Source organism: Neptunomonas concharum (assembly GCF_008630635.1).
Classification (GTDB): Bacteria; Pseudomonadota; Gammaproteobacteria; order Pseudomonadales; family Balneatricaceae; genus Neptunomonas; species Neptunomonas concharum.
Genome location: NZ_CP043869.1, coordinates 1542681 through 1560841 on the forward strand (window position 1 = coordinate 1542681; position 18161 = coordinate 1560841).

Here is an 18161-nt window from a genome sequence, read left to right on the forward strand (position 1 = left end):
TTTTTTTATTGTGTACGAAGGGCGCGGCAATCTTCAGCATTAAAGCCAACGGTGACGCGTTGCCCACCGTTTAGCCGGCTGTGAAGAGAACCGCTGGGGACTTTCACCATAAATGAGTGCTGCCCACCAGCATCCAAACTCAGACGCATATGGTCGCCATGGTAGATACACTCAATGACCGTGGTATCAAATCGGTTGCCAGATGTCGTTTCATTGGGCTGGATAAAGCGAGCTTGCTCTGGTCGAAGGGAAATGCAGGTTGTATCGTTGACGTTAAGGCCTGAATGGTTAGTTGCCATAATACGAAAGCCATTATCCAGTTGCACTTCGCAGGATTCGCCGCTTAACGCGGTCACTTGCCCACGTAGCATATTGGTTTCACCAATAAAGCTTGCTACAAACTCATTAGCCGGTTCGTCATACAGGGTAGCTGGATCGTCAATCTGTTGAATAATGCCGTCATTGAACACGGCAATTCTATCCGACATGGTAAGCGCCTCCCCTTGATCATGGGTAACAAATACCATGGTAACACCGAGGTTTTCGTGAATATGCTTAAGCTCCAGCTGCATACTTTCACGGAGCTTTTTATCCAGTGCACCCAGTGGTTCATCTAAAAGAACCAGTTGCGGCTCAAACACCAATGCACGGGCGCAAGCGACTCGTTGCTGTTGGCCGCCGGACATCTGGGCCGGACGTCGATTACCAAGATGGCCTAGTTGAACCATGTCTAAGGCACGTTTGACCTTTTTGGCAATTTCGTGCTTTGGGGTTTTTCTAATCAACAATGGAAAGGCAACATTTTCCTCTACAGTCATGTGAGGGAAAAGCGCATAATTTTGAAATATAACACCAATATCACGTTTATGAGGGGGGGTATGATTTAAGGCTTTACCATCTAGGGCGATGAGGCCGCTGGTAGGTGATTCAAATCCTGCAAGCATCATAAGGCAGGTGCTTTTACCTGAACCGGAAGGGCCGAGTAACGTAAGAAACTCGCCACGGCGAATATCTAAATTAAGATTTTTGACGACATACACTTCGCCATCGTAAGTTTTCTGGATGTTCTGAAATTTAACAATGGTGTCCTGATGACCACTCATAGCGCTTTCCCTTCCCACTCTTGTTGTTATTGTCTGGTCTCTATGTGGATGCGTTTTAGACCATGTGTTCACTATATCTAACAGTCTTTTTTAAAGATCGTAAAGCACAATTTACTAAAAATAATCTAAGACTTTCGGGTGAGTTGGATATGAGATTTACAGAGGAATAGCAGGGTTTTTAAGGGTTGTTCTGTATAAAATATGAAATAAATCAAGAAATAAGCGAAGGGTTAGCATGATCTAATATATAGTTAGATTAGAGACGAGAGCTGTTGGTAAATAAAATTTATTAGTAAATAAGTTGATTTTGTAAAAAATAATGAACAATAATTCGACTATTGGATTTTTACTGATGCATGCTGTGAGTGTGCTGTAAAAAAGACAGAGAAACAATCAATCGTGAATCAAAATAAATAGAACTGAGGCCATCACAATGAGTAAAGCCGCTTTCAACTGGGAAGACCCTTTCTTTATTGACCAGCAAATTTCTGAAGAGGAGCGCATGGTACGGGATGCCGCCCGTGACTACATGCAAGGACAGCTAATGCCTCGTGTTTTAGAAGCCAACCGTCATGAAACCTTCGATATTGAAATTATGAAGGAGTTGGGTGAGTTAGGTTTACTAGGTTGTACCTTACCGGAAGAGTACGGGTGCGCGGGTGCAAGTCATGTCACTTATGGTTTGGTTGCCCGTGAAGTAGAGCGAGTTGATAGCGGTTATCGTTCAGCGATGAGTGTGCAATCTTCACTGGTTATGCATCCTATCTACGCCTATGGCAGTGAAGCGCAGCGTAAAAAGTACCTTCCTAAGTTAGCAAGTGGTGAGTGGATTGGCTGTTTCGGCTTAACTGAACCTGATGCGGGGTCTGATCCGGCCGGTATGCGTACCCGTGCCACACGGGTTGACGGAGGTTATATCCTTAAGGGCAGTAAGATGTGGATCACTAACTCCCCGGTTGCGCACGTGTTTGTCGTATGGGCCAAACTTGATGATGTGATCCGTGGATTTGTACTTGAAAAAGGGATGGAAGGGCTTTCAGCGCCAAAAATTGAAGGTAAGTTTTCACTGCGTGCTTCGATTACAGGTGAAATTGTGATGGAAGATGTATTTGTACCTGAAGAGAACCTGCTACCCAATGTAGAAGGTTTAAAAGGACCATTTGGCTGCTTAAACAAGGCGCGCTATGGCATTGCTTGGGGTGCTATGGGGGCAGCTGAGTTTTGCTGGCAGGCCGCTCGCCAATATACGCTGGACCGCAAACAATTTGGCCGACCTTTGGCACAAACTCAATTGGTTCAGAAAAAGTTGGCAGATATGCAAACGGAGATCTCCTTGGGTTTGCAAGGTTGCTTGCGCATGGGGCAGCTAATGGATGCAGGTAATTGTCCAGTTGAGTTGATCTCGTTAATGAAACGTAACAATTGTGGCAAGGCACTGGATATCGCCCGAGTTGCTCGTGATATGCACGGTGGTAACGGTATTGCCGATGAGTTCCATGTAATCCGCCATGTGATGAACCTTGAGGCGGTCAACACTTATGAAGGCACCCACGATATCCATGCTTTGATCTTAGGGCGTGCACAAACAGGTTTGCAGGCGTTCTTCTGATGAGTGGCGCACTCTCACATATCCGTGTATTGGATCTGAGTCGCATTTTGGCTGGCCCATGGGCTGGTCAAATGCTGGCGGACTTTGGTGCTGAAGTCATCAAGGTTGAGCGCCCCGGAGCAGGTGATGACACCCGAAGTTGGGGCCCCCCGTTTATGCAAGGCAGTGATGGGCAAAGCAGTGAAGCGGCGTATTTTCATGCAGCGAATCGCGGTAAGCAGTCCGTAGCGATTGATATCGCATCGACTGAAGGGCAGGAGCTAATCAAAGCATTAGTGAAGGTCAGCGATGTGGTTCTAGAAAACTACAAAGTGGGCGGCTTAGCCAAGTACGGATTGGACTATGAGTCACTGAAGACGATCAATCCTCGCCTGATCTATTGCTCCATTACTGGATTTGGTCAGGATGGGCCAGACGCACACCGGGCAGGCTATGACTTTATGATACAAGGAATGGGAGGCCTGATGAGTGTAACCGGTGAGCCTGATGGTATGCCGATGAAAGTAGGGGTAGCGTTGGTGGATGTTATGACAGGGTTATATGCCGCCAATGCTGTTCAGGCGGCGCTCTTAAGCAGAGACCAAACTGGTAAAGGTCAGCATATTGACTTGTCCTTGTTGGATGTCTGTGTGGCAGCCCTTGCCAATCAAGCTACCAACTACCTTGCCAGCGGAGAATCACCTGGACGACTAGGTAATGCTCATCCCAACATTGTACCTTACCAAGCGTTTGCCACTGAAGATGGTCATATCATTCTAGCCGTGGGAAACGACCAGCAATTTACACGTTTCTGTGAGGTGGCGGGCAAGCCTGAGTTAGCGTGTATGGAGGCTTTTCAGACCAACCGCAAACGGGTTGAAAACCGAAATGCATTAATACCTCTGCTTGAACCACTTTTGCGGAAACGGACGACCCAGACATGGCTCACGTTATTGGCTGAGGTTGGTGTCCCTTGCGGACCTATTAATACCCTTGAGCAGGTGTTTGACGAACCTCAGGTAGTGCACCGTCAAATGAAAGTCTCCCTGTCCCACAAACAAGCTGGGCAGGTACCGTCGGTTGCGAACCCTGTGAAGTTTTCAGAAACACCAATCGAATATACTCAAGCACCGCCTATACTCGGCGAGCACAGCGAACAAGTGCTAAAGTGTTTGTTAAATATTGAAGGTGAAGATCTAGAAACTCTATGCAATCAAGGTGTTATACAAAGAGGTTAACTTATGTTATCACTAAAAGATTCTGACTTACTCAAGCAGCAAGCCTATATTAATGGTGAGTGGCAAGCCGCATTGAGTGGAAAAACGATGCCGGTCATTAATCCGGCAAACGGCGAGATTCTAGCGTATGTACCTGACATGCGTGCCGCTGAAACGCAACAAGCCATTGATGCAGCGGCAGCGGCCTTACCTTTATGGAAGAAGAAAACAGCTAAAGAACGATCTGTACTATTGCGACGCTGGTTTGATTTGATTGTCGATGCCAAAGACGATCTGGCCATGTTAATGACAGCAGAGCAAGGAAAGCCCTTAACTGAAGCGGCAGGTGAAGTACTGTACGGAGCCTCTTTTGTTGAGTGGTACGCAGAAGAGGGTAAGCGCGTCTATGGTGACTTGATCCCATCCCATGCGGCAGATAAACGTATTATGGTCAGCCGTGAGCCGGTGGGTGTTGTCGCGGCGATTACACCGTGGAACTTCCCGAACGCCATGATCACCCGTAAATGCGCACCTGCACTGGCTGCAGGCTGCACCATGGTGTTAAAACCCGCTGAAGATACGCCTCTCTCTGCTTTGGCGCTGATGGTATTAGCCGAGCGTGCCGGGATTCCTAAAGGAGTCATTAATGTCATAACGACAACCCAGCCAGCGGAAGTAGGGAGCGTCTTTACAGCGAGTAAAGAGGTCAGAAAACTGTCCTTTACCGGCTCGACAGCCGTCGGTAAACAGTTAATGAAACAGTGCGCAGATACCGTTAAGAAAGTATCCATGGAGTTGGGGGGCAATGCACCCTTGATCGTCTTTGATGATGCCGATCTTGATAAAGCAGTACAAGGCGCAATTATCTCCAAGTTTCGCAATGCTGGGCAAACCTGCGTGTGTGCAAATAGAGTCTTGGTGCAGGCAGGTGTCTACGACGCATTTATCGAGAAGTTCAGCGTAGCAGTACAAGCTTTATCGGTTGGGCACGGCCTACAAGGGGTTTTCGATCAAGGACCGTTAATTAATCAAGCCGCTGTCAACAAAGTATCCGAACTGCTTGAAGATGCTGTAAGCAAAGGTGCGCGCTTAGTATGTGGCGGAAACCCTCATGAGCTGGGTGGTACCTTTTTTGAGCCGACAGTGATTGCCGATGTGGTTCCTGAGATGCGGGTATCCCGTGAAGAGATCTTTGGTCCTATTGCACCTGTCTACCGTTTTGAAACCGAAGCAGAAGCGATAGCGATGGCTAATGATACCGAGTATGGCCTCGCGGCTTACTTCTATGCCAACGACTTAGGTCGAGTATGGCGAGTCTCGGAGGGGCTTGAATATGGCATGGTTGCTGTGAATGAAGGCGTTCTGTCTACGGAAGTTGCACCCTTTGGTGGGGTGAAAGAGTCCGGTATCGGTCGGGAAGGCTCCCGTTACGGCATCGATGAATACTTAGAAATGAAATACACCCTGATCGGTGGAATTAGTTAACAGGAGTCACCAAATGACAACTAACCAAGAGATGCAGGCGCGTCGTGAAGCCGCGGTGGCTCGGGGTGCTGCAAACATCACGCAATTTTATGCAGAAAAAGCTAGCAACGCAGAAGTGTGGGATGTCGAAGGTAATCGTTATATCGACTTTGCAGGCGGCATTGGTGTGCTAAACGTAGGCCATCTGCACCCAAAAGTGGTTGCAGCGGTAGAAAACCAGCTGCACCAACTGATGCATACCTGCTTTCATGTTATGCCTTATGAACCCTATGTAGCGCTGGCTGAAAAGCTTAATAGCATTACACCAGGAGATCATGCAAAGAAAACGCTACTGCTCAACACAGGAGCCGAAGCGGTCGAAAACGCGGTGAAAGTAGCGCGCGCAGCCACGGGGCGTTCGGCGGTGATCGCATTTAACGGCGCTTTCCATGGGCGTACCATGATGGGGATGGCATTAACCGGCAAAGTGGCTCCCTACAAAGTGGGTTTTGGGCCTTTCCCTGCGGAGGTTTATCACGCTCCTTACCCCAATGACTATTATGGCGTGTCAGCACAAGATTCTCTGGCTGCCTTACATGGCTTGCTGAAGACCGATGTAGACCCCACCCGAGTGGCGGCCATTATTATTGAGCCTGTGCAAGGTGAAGGTGGTTTCTATCAAGCGCCTGCTGAGTTTATGCAGGCTATTCGCGAGTTGTGCGATGAGCACGGCATCCTAATGATCGTTGATGAAGTGCAATCAGGTTTTGCCCGTACCGGTAAAATGTTTGCTATTGAACATACCGGTGTTATTCCTGATCTTATTACCATGGCGAAGAGTTTAGCCGGTGGTATGACCTTATCTGCATTAGTGGGCAAAGCGGAGCTAATGGATGCGCCGGGACCTGGCAGCGTTGGCAGCACTTATGGCGGTAGTCCAATGGCATGTGCCGCAGCGTTAGCTACGATTGAAGTAATTGAAGAAGAGGGTTTGCTGGCGCGAAGCCAAGCGGTCGGAGAACTCATTACTTCACGCTTTTTAGCAATGAAAGAGAATGGGCTTAGCTGTATCGGGCATATTCGTGCTGCCGGCGGAATGGTGGCGTGTGAATTGTTTGATACACAAGGTCAGCCTGATGCTGAAAAAGCGCGCCAGCTTGTAGCAAAAGCAACGGCTAGTGGCTTGTTATTGCTCTCTTGCGGCACCTACGGCAACACCATTCGTGTTCTGGTGCCTCTGACCGCATCGGATGCGCTGATTGAAGAAGGGCTGGATATTATGGAGCAAAGCCTGCGTAGTCTTTAAGTCTTATGCTGGCCGATGCTATCGCTATTTTGGATGTGTCGGCCTGCATCTTTGATATACTGACCTGATAGTTTTAGAACAGGATAACCATGTGGACGTAGGTGAGCGATTAAAGAAAATCCGCAAGCTTAAAGGTATCTCACAGCGAGAGTTAGCTAAACGTGCTGGCGTGACTAACAGCACAATCTCTATGATTGAAAAAAACGGGGTCAGCCCGTCCGTCAGTTCCCTTAAGAAAATTCTGGCCTGTATACCGATTTCGATTGGTGACTTTTTTACCGTTGATCTAGACGAAATGGAACCTGAAAAAGTGGTATTTCGATCTGAAGAACAGCCGGATATTGGTTCGGGTAACGTCAAGTTGCTGTTGGTTGGCGCCTCAGTTAAAGGGCGCACCACGGATATGCTACGGGAATATTACCCGCCAGGCGCTGATACGGGTGCAGAGATGCTGCAACACGAAGGAGAAGAGAGTGGTGTCGTACTCAAAGGTGAGATCGAGCTAACGGTTGGCTTTGATGTCTATCTACTAAAAGAAGGAGATGGCTATTACTTTAGCAGCCATATTCCACATCGTTTCAGAAACCTCTCTGACGAAGAGTGTTATATCGTCAGTGCAAACCCCGCTAGTTGAATAGACAGATCTTATAAAAACGGCCACCTGAGGCCCAGGTGGCCATGGTTTAACATCGTATCCCGGCTTCTTAGAAGTAACGATCCAAGGTTAACTGGATATGGCTATCATCATCTAAAGCTGATAAAGGATCGCGGCTGTTTTTCGCAGCGAAAAAGCGTCCATCTACACTGACTTTCCAACCACTACCGATACGGCGGCTGGCTTCTACCTGAAAGCTGGTGGAGTGGTAATCCAGATCGTGGATAAATCCGGCTAAAAACTCCGTGCTATTAGCATCATTGAGGGTGATACGAGCACCTGCTGATATATCATTTTGGAAAATCGCCGTGGCATCCTCACCTCGTTGATCCCAGCCATATTCCAAGAGCACGCCTAAGTCCGCATCGCTATCGGCAATACCGTAAAAGGTATACTCAAAACCCGCTTGGCTGGCCCAGTAGTGCTCCTTATCGGTATCCCGCCAGATCAACTCGGCCTTCCATAACCAACTGTTTAACGTTGCTTGCAGATCAAAACCGAACTGATTCATCTGTACATAGGTGGGCACCAGCATGGGAGATGATCCGCTTAGATCGAGGGATAGCTCAGGGGTACGCTGTGTGCCCCGAAACCAATAGGTTCCTAAATCAAAATCCCCCACAGAGTGGCTCCAACGAACGGCTAAATCGGTGTGCCACTCCTTGTTGCCTGCTTCATATCGGGCATTATCTGTATCAACCACAAGGGGTGCTCTTAAGCGGCCCGAACGCCCCGCAAAGGTTTGCTCACGAAAGCCCGGTAATAGGTAAAGATCCACAATCCCCCAATCCCGAACTAGGGAAAGGTTGATCATCGGTTGGCCGAGTTTATCCTCACTATCGATATCTTCAACGGCGTCGCTTTGGTTGATAACATCGACTAAGTGCTGGAACTCTGTGACTCCCCAGAACACCTTGCGTAATCCACTACGCAGCTCCCAGCCGTCCCCTAGATGAGTCCAGCTAAGTTCACGGATATCAGCGTGAGTACGCTGATTGTCCTGCTGATCAAGGCGGAAAAACGGCTTAAAGGTGACGGCATCCCCCCCATTATTCATTGCCCAATACATATCGGGCTCAAGGGCTAATGAAAGTGCGCCACGCCCACTATGCTGACCTTCGTAAGCGGGGCTCTCCAGAAAACCACGGGCTTCTAAAGAGAGCTTCCCTGATAGCTCAAACTCAACCTCGGAATCTGCCGTCACCGAACAGGAGAATAACGAGCCGAGCAATACGGTACAAAGCTGTGTATTGATCGACTTCATATTAGCGTGCTCGCTTCAAGGAGTTCTTATTGAAGTCTGAGTCATCTAAGCCTGTACTGAACTGGTAATCTTTCCAGCGCAGGTCGGTGCTTTTTTTGCTCTGGTGGTTTTCCATCTTCATCAGATCAGGGCGCCAGTGTTTGTTTAGGTACTGCTGGTAGTCATGGTAAGTCAGGGTTTTTAGCAAAGCGTCTTTACGATCATAAAAAACAACCTTCTGTAAGCGCAGCTCTCTCTGGTCAACCCATACCACACGTCGGGTATAACCGGAGTATTGGTCGACCGGGTATTGCTCGATGACATGGCACTGCTCTGCGCCACAGGCCTCTTCGCGCAGGTATTTATAGGTGTATTTCTCGATTTCAAACGAAGTCAGATCTTCATAAGCAAACTCTGACCCCATAAAAGGGCCGGACTTATTGCGTGATGCAATACGTTTGACACGCTTTAACGCAGGTAGATAAAGCCATTGATCATCTGCGCCCACGGGGTGAGAAAAGCTTAAAAACGCCGTGCCTTTTACATCCAGTGGCTTATCAAAAATACTCAAGCTTTTGTCGCCATCATTTGCCATTTCCAAAGACTTCAGACGAATCTCGCGGATGCTTTCTTCACCTTGGCTATTGCGAAGTATCATGACCATTTCAGCTTGAAGGTCTTTCCAGCCATCATCCTTAACTTTTGTATCCTGAGAGATACGTAGGCCTTTTTCCTCTGCCGTCTCAGCTGAGGCTTGCAGAGAGACGCTAGCTGTTAAGGCAAATGCGCCTGCCAGTAACCAGTGTGAAAAAGATTTAAATGTGTTCATGCTGTTGCTCCTTGTTTGGCTTTGGCGGCTCGTTTATCCATTAGCATTAATAGCGGTGGGAGGAATAGGAAATCGACAATCAAAGCAATTAAGATGGTGACCGCGGTTAGCAAGCCCATATCGGCATTAATCTTGAAGCTGGATTGAGCTAGGACCATAAAGCCTGCTACCAATACCAGTGTTGTGATCCAAAGGGCTTTGCCTACGCTCGCAAAAGCGTAATGCACCGCTTCAATAGAATCTTTGTTTTTATCTTCACGGGCATGACGGTATTTGCTCAAAAAGTGTACGGTATCATCTACCACGATACCTAGGGTCATACCGGCAACCACCGAAAGTGCTAACCCCACCTGACCATCAATAAAGTACCACAGACCAAAGCCCATGGCCGCGGGTGCCAGATTAGGCAGTAAGCTGATTACCCCATAGCGGAACGAGCGCAGAGCAAGCCCAAGTAGCGCAGAGATTAACACCAAGGCAAAGGAGATACCCAGCAGCATGCTGGTGATATTACGCTGGCCAATATGAGAGAACATCAAACTGGGACTGGCTATGGTTACTTCATATTGAGGTGCATGGGTAGCAAACCAGCCATAGAGACGGCTTTCTAAATCGATCTGTTCATTACTGGTGAGGTTCTTAAAGGTTCCTACAACACGAACAGAAGATTTATCGACGTTGAGCTGGTTATTAAGATCCAGCCCGTAAGGGAGTGACATCTCATATAACAGCAGGTATTGAGCCGATAACTCCCGGCTTTCGGGCAGTTTATAATAGCTCAGGTCATCCCCGTGCATATTTTTGTTAAGGCGCTTAATGATGTCTGTGAGGGTATTAACATGGTCGGTTTCAGGCTGGGTACGCAACCATTCGCTGAAATCATCCACGGCTTTTAGGTAAGCAGGCTCGTTAATTCCACTAGAGGTGCCAGAGTCGATGGATATCTCCATCGAGGTTAAGCCAGAGAGGTGATCTTGCATAAAATCAGTGGCTTGCCTGAATGGCACGCTGGTATCAAAGTACTTAACAAAATCATCGTTGAGTTTATTAAGGGGTAAAAACAGTACCAGCCCGATCATGATTACGCTCATACCCGGCAGCAGAAAGTTGCGCTTCTCGATAACAAAGTGCGAGAGCTTCTCCATTGCACCGTTATGACCTTCGGGGCGAGGTTTTACCTTCACAGGCAGCAACATCAGCAGGGCAGGGAACAGCGTAATCGAGAACACAAACGCCAACATCACACCGGCAGCAACCATATTTCCTAAGTCACGGAAAGGCGGCGAATCTGAGAAATTCATACTCAAAAAGCCAATAGCGGTCGTTGCGCTGGTTAAGAAAATAGGGCCAAAGTTGATGCGTAAACTGGTTTTGAGGGCATCCTTTTTCTTGGCTCCGTGGCGCAATTCATAGAAGAAGGATGTCAGAATGTGAACGCAATCAGCCACGGCTAAGGTCATGACCATAGTGGGTGTACTAGCGGATGGGCCGGTTAGGTAAAAGCCTGTCCATCCTGCAAGCCCCATTGTACTGGCGATCGAGAAAATAATAATCAGTACTGTAGCAATGGTGCCGCTGAAGGTCCTCAGCAAAAAGATCATCGCGATAATGATCACACCAAACATAAGTGGAATCAGTGTCTTACTGTCGTTTTGTGAAGATTCAGCAAAACTGTTGTTCATCATCACCATGCCGGATAAATACACATCCGTATCGGGGTTGGCCGCCAAGAATTGCTCGCGCATATCACGAACTTTAGTGACTATCTCAGGCACCTCTGCGACAGGGTTGATACCGGGTAGCTGCACAGTTACGTTGACGACCGTGACCTTGCCATCATCCGAGATCAGCTTGCGCTTCATGAGGGGCTCATTAACCGCAATGGCTTGTAATGCAGGCATCTGCTCAGGGGTTAAGTCAGATGGCTCTAGGACCAGATCCTCAACGATCAAATCATCCTCTTCCGCCGTAGTATGTTGGAAGTTAGTGATAGAATCGACGCGGTTAGAGTAGGGGATCTGCCAAGATTCCGTTGTGAGTTCGTGGATGGCGGTTAATCTATCGGGGGTAAATACACCCCCCTCTTTTGGGGCGATAATAAAGGCGACATTATCGCTTTTATTATAGATTTTCTGCATCGACTCAAAAGAGGTTAACTGTGGGTTTTGCTCACTAAAGAACACCCGATAGTCGCTTTTGAATACCAAATTCTTAGCGCCAGCAGCAGCGGCTATGATCAGTATTATGCCGATGAGCAGCACCTTTATGGGGTGCTCTATCGCAGCATTGTAGACTCGCTCTTTCATAATAACTCCGTTTAAAGACGGCTAATCACGTTATAGTTTTCGATTGGCACGATGGTTGTCAGACAGCCAGCACAACACCTCGCGCCTCCAGTTGGGTTACTTCTTCTTTAAAAGTTTCATGCTTTAATCGGTGTAAAGTGGTCGACCAGTCAAACTCATGGCTATAGGGCCGTAAACGCATCCCATCAAACAACAGGGCGACGTTATTCAATAACTCCCGCTCAACGACCATCCCGGTACGTTTACCGCAGCGCTCAACATCTTCAAGCAACAGCGCATTCGTACCAAAGCTCAGGCTCCAGCAGGCAAAGCCCAGCTGTTCAATGGTCATAGACACAGGGAGATCCATCAGGTTTTGCGCTAACGCGTCTTGAAAAACTGAGGTTACCGGCTCAAATAACTGACTTTCTAAAATGAGGTTTGCTTGTTTTTGGCGTTCAGATGCTTTATCGGTGATATTGGATGTTTTGGCCGATAGCACCAGCATAAACTGGGTCGGGTAGAGACGTGCATAAAGCATATAAGCAAAATGGATCGCTAAGCCGCGCTCGCGCGGGATGCCATCAAAGCGCTCTGCTCGCAAAAAGAGGTCGGCTAAAATTGTCATGCCGCTATTACACAAGGCAAGGAGGATATCTTCCTTGCCAGAGAAGTGGTTATAGATCGTCCCCTTTGAGAAGGGCAACTCCTTAACTAGTTTATCGACGGTTAGGGTGGCGATACTCTCTTGCTGGATGTAGCGTAAGGCGGCTGCAAGGATCTGCGCTTCACGCGCATGCTGTGTGGCTGAATCAATAATTTTAGGCGACATGGGTAATTAAATTCTATATTGACGATTCGTCAAAAATAAACCAATACACCCTGCATGTAAAATGAAAATTTAGTTAATTCTTCGTTTCAGCCCACGATCCGCCATGATACGGGTAGAGATCTCCTCGATAGAAAAAGTCGTCGTATTAATAAACGGAAGCTGTTGCTGCTTGAATAGCTGCTCCACATAACGAACTTCGGTATCGCATTGGGTTAGCGAAGAGTAACGGCTATTGGGGCGGCGCTCATGGCGAATAGCGGCCAACTGAAAAGGATCAATAGTCAGCCCATAAAGCTTATCTTTGTAGGGCTTGAGGCTCTCGGGCAGGCCATCCAGCTCCAGATCCTCCTCTGTTAACGGGTAATTTGCCGCGCGGATACCAAACTGTAACGCCATATACAGGCAGGTAGGGGTTTTACCGCAACGGGATACACCCACCAAAATAATATCTGCCCGGTCATACTGTTTGGTACGCGCCCCATCATCATTATCAATGGCAAAATTCACCGAATCGATCCGGTCTTTATAACGGGTCGCCTCCACAATACCGTGAGATTTACCCACGCTATAGGAGGAATCAATACCAAATTCATGCTCAAGTGGCTTGATAAAGGTAGAAAACACATCAATCTTCAAAGCGTCGCAACCATTAAGCACGGTGCGAATCTCGTTATTGACGATGGTATCAATCAAAATAGGCCTGACCCCATCCTGAGCGGCAGCGGCTTGAATCGTCTGTACAGCCACGGCTGCTTTCTCGGGTGAATCGATATAAGGCAGCGTAATCTTCTCCAGCTCCACGCCATCAAACTGGGCTAACAAACTATTACCCAACGCCTCTGCCGTAATACCCGTACCATCAGAAATAAAAAACACCGAACGCTTCATAACACACCTACCTAAATCGAAGGCGAGACTATAGCAAATAAGTACCACTGTGTGCATAAGCGCGACTTTAGTGATGAATACACGTTCTCGACTGGGCAAATCATGAAACAGGTTAATATCAGATGGATAATGTAAGGCTCAAGGAAGATAACGAGCATGCGGATGAATAAAGTGTTAACTTTTCAGCCCTAATTATCCTCAAATCGCCTCAGTGCTCGATGCACTGGGGCTTTCAGCGTTTATCAAGCGGAATTACTCAAAAAATGAAATTGGAGCCTTAACTGTTGGTGAGCACCTACGAGTAGGTGCGATATTGATTTTGAGCTCATGGTGTTTTGTAATGCAATATCGCTTTTTCTAGCAGCTTTAAAGAATAGTCGACTATGGTGTCATCATAGGATGCCATCTAAAGGGCTATTAGTTCCCGCAAAATGTTGCCCAATAACGTGTGTGTAAATCTGTGTTGTTGAAACGTCGCTATGTCCCAACAGCTCTTGGACTGTTCGAATGTCTCTGCCAGCCATTAGAAGGTGAGTTGCAAACGAATGCCTAAAAGTATGGCAATTCACTCGCTTGGTTGGGATGTTAGCTAATTGAACTGCTTTTTTGAGTGTTTTTCGAGGTACTGAGTCATGAAGATGATGACGACAAAGTTCTCCCGTTAATGGATGAGGGTATAAACTAGTCGAAGGAAATAAATACATCCAACTCAATTGTCGAAATGCATTGGGATATTTTTTGCTTAACGCAAAAGGCAGCGAAGGCCCGTAGCCTCTTCTATTGTCTTGTTGTTGAAGTAATTTCACCGTTTCAATTTGCTTTGAAATACTGCCTTCTAACTTTCTGCTCAAAATAGTCGTTCGATCTTTATTACCCTTGCTGCATCGAACAACCAGGCTGCCTTGCTCCAAGTTTAAATCTTGAACTCTAATTCTCAGACACTCACTGATCCTAAGACCGCTACCATACAGCAATGCAAATATCAGCCTATCTCGCTCACTCTCAATTTGATCAAAAATCGATTTAACCTCATTGGCAGAGAGTACTGACGGCAAGCGCCGACCTTGTTTGGCATGCTGAAAACCAAGATCTCCAAGGGGCTGTTCAAGTACTTTGTTATACAAAAATGCGAGCGCATTCAGAGCAGATTTTGAGTGTTAATAGCAACATGTTGCTCGGTTGCCAGAAAAGAAAGAAAGGCTCTTACCTCGCAGGCTCCCATCTGATTAGGGTGCTTAAGCTGATGGAATCTAATGAAATAACGAATCCAGTATAAGTAAGACTTTTCCGTTTTCATGCTGTAGCCACGTATACGCAACTCGCTTCGAAGGTGATTCATAAAAGGGCTGGAAGACATCACACACTCCTTGTGGATATATTGCTCTAAGCTGTATAAATATACAGTTTATTTTTGCCTTCGCAAGTTTGATGCTTACTTTTATGATCTGAATGCTATTCACTTTCTTGATCTGTCATGGAAGCGTTAGTGAAAGTGTATTAAGATCAATAACTAACCAATGACACAGCCAGAATAACGTGCTGTGGATAAATGATATAATGCGCATGCTTGATTTTGTGTTTTGAATTGCTATGGGGGAAGCCATAAAAATGCTTATAAAACAAATCGTTAGAAGGTTTTTTTCAGGGCTTCGGCAATGTGTAAACGCGCATGCGCACTATTAAAATGTTATATTTTTATCAGCACCGAGTGCACATAAAGGAAATTGTCGTAAATGAAAAATGAATTTAGCAAAAGGAACATTTACCCATCACCAGCTGATGCTTTTAAGTTCTCATTGGAGCCTATAGAGAGTATTAAAGATGATGCATTAATTGTTTTAGATGCTAATGTACTTTTACTCCCTTTTACAACTAATGTAAAAAATGTAGAAGCTATAAAAACTGTTTATGAGCAGCTCGTTCAAAGTGATAAAATCTTCTTACCAGCTCAAGCAGTAAGAGAGTATTTAGACAATAGAGCTAAGAAACTTACAGATATAAATGAAGCTTTACAAAAAAAATCGAACCAAAGCTTCAATTATGTTGGTGCTCACCCGCTGTTAGAAAGTTTAGATGAATTCAAGGCAGTCTTAGGGTTAGAAAGTAATCTGAAAGAAGCAATTAAAGACTATCAAAATAAAATACGAGAAACATTAACAGCAGTTCAAAGATGGGGGTGGAATGACCCTGTCAGTAAAATGTATCAAGAAGTCTTGGCTGAGCGAGTCTTGAATGATGAAGAAGTGAATGTCGAAGAAATCGCTCAAGATCTCGACAATCGTAATACTTTAAAAATACCGCCAGGATATAAAGACCAAAATAAGGATCAAAACCAAGCAGGTGATTTACTGATTTGGCATGAAATTCTTACTATAGCCAAAGAAAAAGAACAACATGTAATATTTGTTTCTGGTGATGAGAAAGTCGATTGGTGGCATCAAAGCGGAAAGAGCCCTTTGTACCCAAGGTTTGAATTGGTGGATGAGTTTAGAGAAAAAACGTCAGGCAAATCATTTCATATTGTTAGCCTATCTAAGCTATTAGAGTTATTTGAAACAGATGAAGAAGTCGTAGCGTCAATAAAAGACTCTGAAAAGCTGGCTAAGTCAGAAACACCTGAAAAAACAACACCTAAAAAGAGAAGCCCATCATATGATCCTGATTGCGAGTATAGGAAACACTTAAAAATACCTATGTCACATGGCTTGTTAGTAAGTCATGAAAAATGGAAAGTTAAAGGTGGGTATGACACTGATACATATTCTATTACTGAAATAAATGAAAATGGTGAAGTTGAAAACGAATATGAGCTATTTGATAGCACAAAAACAACACCACCATTTAGTCGAGAAATTTACGGTAAAAAAATATAACAAAGAATTCAAGCAGACCAAAAACGCATGGCATTTTCAGCTTGCGTTGAGTATCGTTGTTTACGGTGGTTTGCATAAACGACGTGAGTGCGTTTTTGGCAGCTTAATTGGGCGTTAGGCCTGAGTCCCGTTTTGAAAGTTTAACTATAGAGCGATTGTATATGGAAATATTATGGTTAGATGAACTGTACAAATCAAAATATAGGAACATAGGAAGCAAGGCGTTGCTTCAGTCTATATTGAGTTCAAAAGGAACCAAGGTTCCAGTCGGGTTTTATTTGGGAGGCGATCTAGTATCAGATCTTATTTATAGACAAAATAAAAAGCATATCATTAAAAAGTTAGAGAAAGTTTTCAATGAGCTAATTCAACTATCAACTGAAAAGACATTTATAGTTAGAAGTTGTTCAAATGATGAGGATGTGGAGGGGCATTTATACCCCGGTATTTTTAAATCAATATCAAATATTGTTACTTTTGATGATTTGCTAGATGGAATTAATGAATGCTACAAAAGTGCTTTCGATGAAGTGGTTTATGATTATAAAGATGCTATAGGCAGTGATAATAAAGACATACAAATGTCTATCCTTATACAAGAACAAATTAAGGGGGAGATAATCGGTCAATCTAAAATAGAGCTATTTGAAGGAGGGGATAGGATATATTGTGAAGCAGTAAAATATAGTAATTTTGAGATGCTTAATCAGTCTTCCCCTGAATATGGATTGGTAGCAGAATACCACAATGATTCCTATTCTACTCCAACCTATAAAGGCTCAAGTAATTTAAAATCAATCACGGACTCCATTCAAAGTGACTTGGATAATATACGTGAAGCATGTAAATTTCCTGTGCTTATCGAATGGATATCAAAAAATGATATTGTCTATATTGTGCAAGTTAGATCATTTCCAGCGAGCGCAGCCCCTGAGATAGATAGGTACAATTCTCTGACTAAAAATCTACCAAGGTTTGGATATCTAGGATTAAAATCCTCTGCTATGCAGTATTTTAAATCTTCCGGTTGGTTTGATCCTGAGCTAGCTTTGTTTAGCCCTGATCTATCTCTAGATGATATAGAGAAAAAAATGGCTGACTTTCCATCTAATGAAAGAGGTATTACTGTCCGGTTCTCGTATAAGGGAAACCTTGGATTACCGCGTAAGTTTTGTAAATCAAAACAGGAAGCGATAGGATTTATTAAAAGGTTATGGAATGGTAAGTGGAGCTGTATAGTTCATACTTACATGACAATCACCAATTCCTTCGAGTTATGGATCGACGACAATGATTATATTCTGGAGCATTTGCCGGGTCTTTGGGAAAGCGATAGCAAATCCCCTCCTGATTGTATTCATGATTTTAATGATGAGTTATCAATCTCTTTGTCGAAATCTTCCCGAGATATAATTGACGAGTCTGTTGGTGGGATACGTTCTAAAATTAGTATTCCTCCAATTAGGCGGGAAACAGCTGATTCGTGGGTTAAACAAATAGCCCCATACTTAGTGAAAATAAGATCAGACTTCAAAGAAAGTCTCCCTCTAAATTTTCACTTTGTAGAAGATGAAGATGGTAAGTGGAACTTTTTAAACATTAGGATTGCAGGCGAGATCGAAAATTTTTCGGGGGGTGTGTATTCATTATTTTCAATAAATACTTATGATGATTTTAAGAAATGGAATCGCAAGGATAACTTGTTGATTAGAATGACTCCAGACAGAGGGGATGAGATTAATCTATCTAAGATAAAAAAATACGTCCCAGTTGGTACTTTACTGTTTGTTGAATTTGGAGTTCTATCTCATCCAGCAATGGTCTTGAGAGAGTTAGGATATAAGGTTAAAAGGTTTATTTCGAGTGATTTTTGAGGAA

General features: G+C 45.1%; 15 protein-coding genes. 7 read left to right on the plus strand and 8 right to left on the minus strand.

What is annotated here, in order from left to right:
* Positions 1-5: 5 nt before the first annotated feature.
* Positions 6-1103, minus strand: coding sequence for an ABC transporter ATP-binding protein (locus F0U83_RS07215; protein WP_138988367.1), 1098 nt, complete (start codon positions 1101-1103; stop codon positions 6-8).
* Between the two features lie 433 nt (positions 1104-1536).
* Here F0U83_RS07215 and F0U83_RS07220 point away from each other — a divergent pair, with 433 nt between their 5' ends.
* From F0U83_RS07220 to F0U83_RS07240, 5 genes are all read left to right on the plus strand, one after another.
* Positions 1537-2712: an acyl-CoA dehydrogenase gene (locus F0U83_RS07220; RefSeq protein ID WP_138988366.1), complete on the plus strand. Its 1176-nt coding sequence runs from the start codon at positions 1537-1539 to the stop codon at positions 2710-2712.
* Positions 2712-3929 (plus strand): CaiB/BaiF CoA transferase family protein, encoded by a 1218-nt coding sequence (locus tag F0U83_RS07225; protein WP_138988365.1) that lies wholly within the window; start codon positions 2712-2714, stop codon positions 3927-3929. Before F0U83_RS07220 ends, F0U83_RS07225 begins: the two co-directional genes overlap by 1 nt.
* Before the next feature lie 3 nt (positions 3930-3932).
* Entirely contained in the window at positions 3933-5393 is a 1461-nt protein-coding gene (locus F0U83_RS07230) for an NAD-dependent succinate-semialdehyde dehydrogenase (protein WP_138988364.1), read from the plus strand.
* A gap of 13 nt (positions 5394-5406) precedes the next feature.
* A complete protein-coding gene (gene gabT / locus F0U83_RS07235; RefSeq protein ID WP_138988363.1) occupies positions 5407-6678 on the plus strand; it encodes a 4-aminobutyrate--2-oxoglutarate transaminase in 1272 nt (423 codons plus the stop codon).
* Between the two features lie 91 nt (positions 6679-6769).
* Positions 6770-7312, plus strand: a complete 543-nt coding sequence (locus F0U83_RS07240) for a cupin domain-containing protein (protein ID WP_138988362.1) — start codon at positions 6770-6772, stop codon at positions 7310-7312.
* A gap of 70 nt (positions 7313-7382) precedes the next feature.
* Here the strand turns inward: F0U83_RS07240 and F0U83_RS07245 are convergent, their stop codons facing one another.
* The 7 genes from F0U83_RS07245 to F0U83_RS17320 all read right to left on the minus strand — a co-directional run bounded on the left by F0U83_RS07245 (position 7383) and on the right by F0U83_RS17320 (position 14767).
* Positions 7383-8597, minus strand: a complete 1215-nt coding sequence (locus tag F0U83_RS07245; protein WP_170221888.1) for a hypothetical protein — start codon at positions 8595-8597, stop codon at positions 7383-7385.
* Position 8598: 1 nt separating this feature from the next.
* Positions 8599-9405, minus strand: coding sequence for an outer membrane lipoprotein-sorting protein (locus F0U83_RS07250; RefSeq protein WP_138988361.1), 807 nt, complete (start codon positions 9403-9405; stop codon positions 8599-8601).
* Positions 9402-11711 carry an efflux RND transporter permease subunit gene (locus F0U83_RS07255; RefSeq protein WP_138988360.1) on the minus strand — a complete coding sequence of 770 codons (2310 nt, stop codon included), beginning with the start codon at positions 11709-11711 and terminating at the stop codon, positions 9402-9404. Before F0U83_RS07255 ends, F0U83_RS07250 begins: the two co-directional genes overlap by 4 nt.
* 58 nt (positions 11712-11769) lie before the next feature.
* On the minus strand, positions 11770-12522 hold the full coding sequence (locus F0U83_RS07260; RefSeq protein WP_138988359.1) for a TetR/AcrR family transcriptional regulator: 753 nt from the start codon (positions 12520-12522) through the stop codon (positions 11770-11772).
* Positions 12523-12591: 69 nt separating this feature from the next.
* Entirely contained in the window at positions 12592-13410 is an 819-nt protein-coding gene (gene ppsR, locus F0U83_RS07265) for a posphoenolpyruvate synthetase regulatory kinase/phosphorylase PpsR (protein ID WP_138988358.1), read from the minus strand.
* A gap of 392 nt (positions 13411-13802) precedes the next feature.
* Complete coding sequence (locus tag F0U83_RS07270) at positions 13803-14534, minus strand: integron integrase (RefSeq protein ID WP_276469565.1); 732 nt, start codon at positions 14532-14534, stop codon at positions 13803-13805.
* Positions 14535-14548: 14 nt separating this feature from the next.
* Positions 14549-14767: a site-specific integrase gene (locus F0U83_RS17320; protein WP_276469564.1), complete on the minus strand. Its 219-nt coding sequence runs from the start codon at positions 14765-14767 to the stop codon at positions 14549-14551.
* 376 nt (positions 14768-15143) lie between these two features.
* On the opposite strand from F0U83_RS17320, the gene F0U83_RS07275 reads away from it, so the two are divergent.
* A complete protein-coding gene (locus tag F0U83_RS07275; protein WP_138988357.1) occupies positions 15144-16283 on the plus strand; it encodes a PIN domain-containing protein in 1140 nt (379 codons plus the stop codon).
* 161 nt (positions 16284-16444) lie between these two features.
* Complete coding sequence (locus F0U83_RS07280) at positions 16445-18157, plus strand: PEP/pyruvate-binding domain-containing protein (protein WP_138988356.1); 1713 nt, start codon at positions 16445-16447, stop codon at positions 18155-18157.
* Positions 18158-18161: the final 4 nt, after the last annotated feature.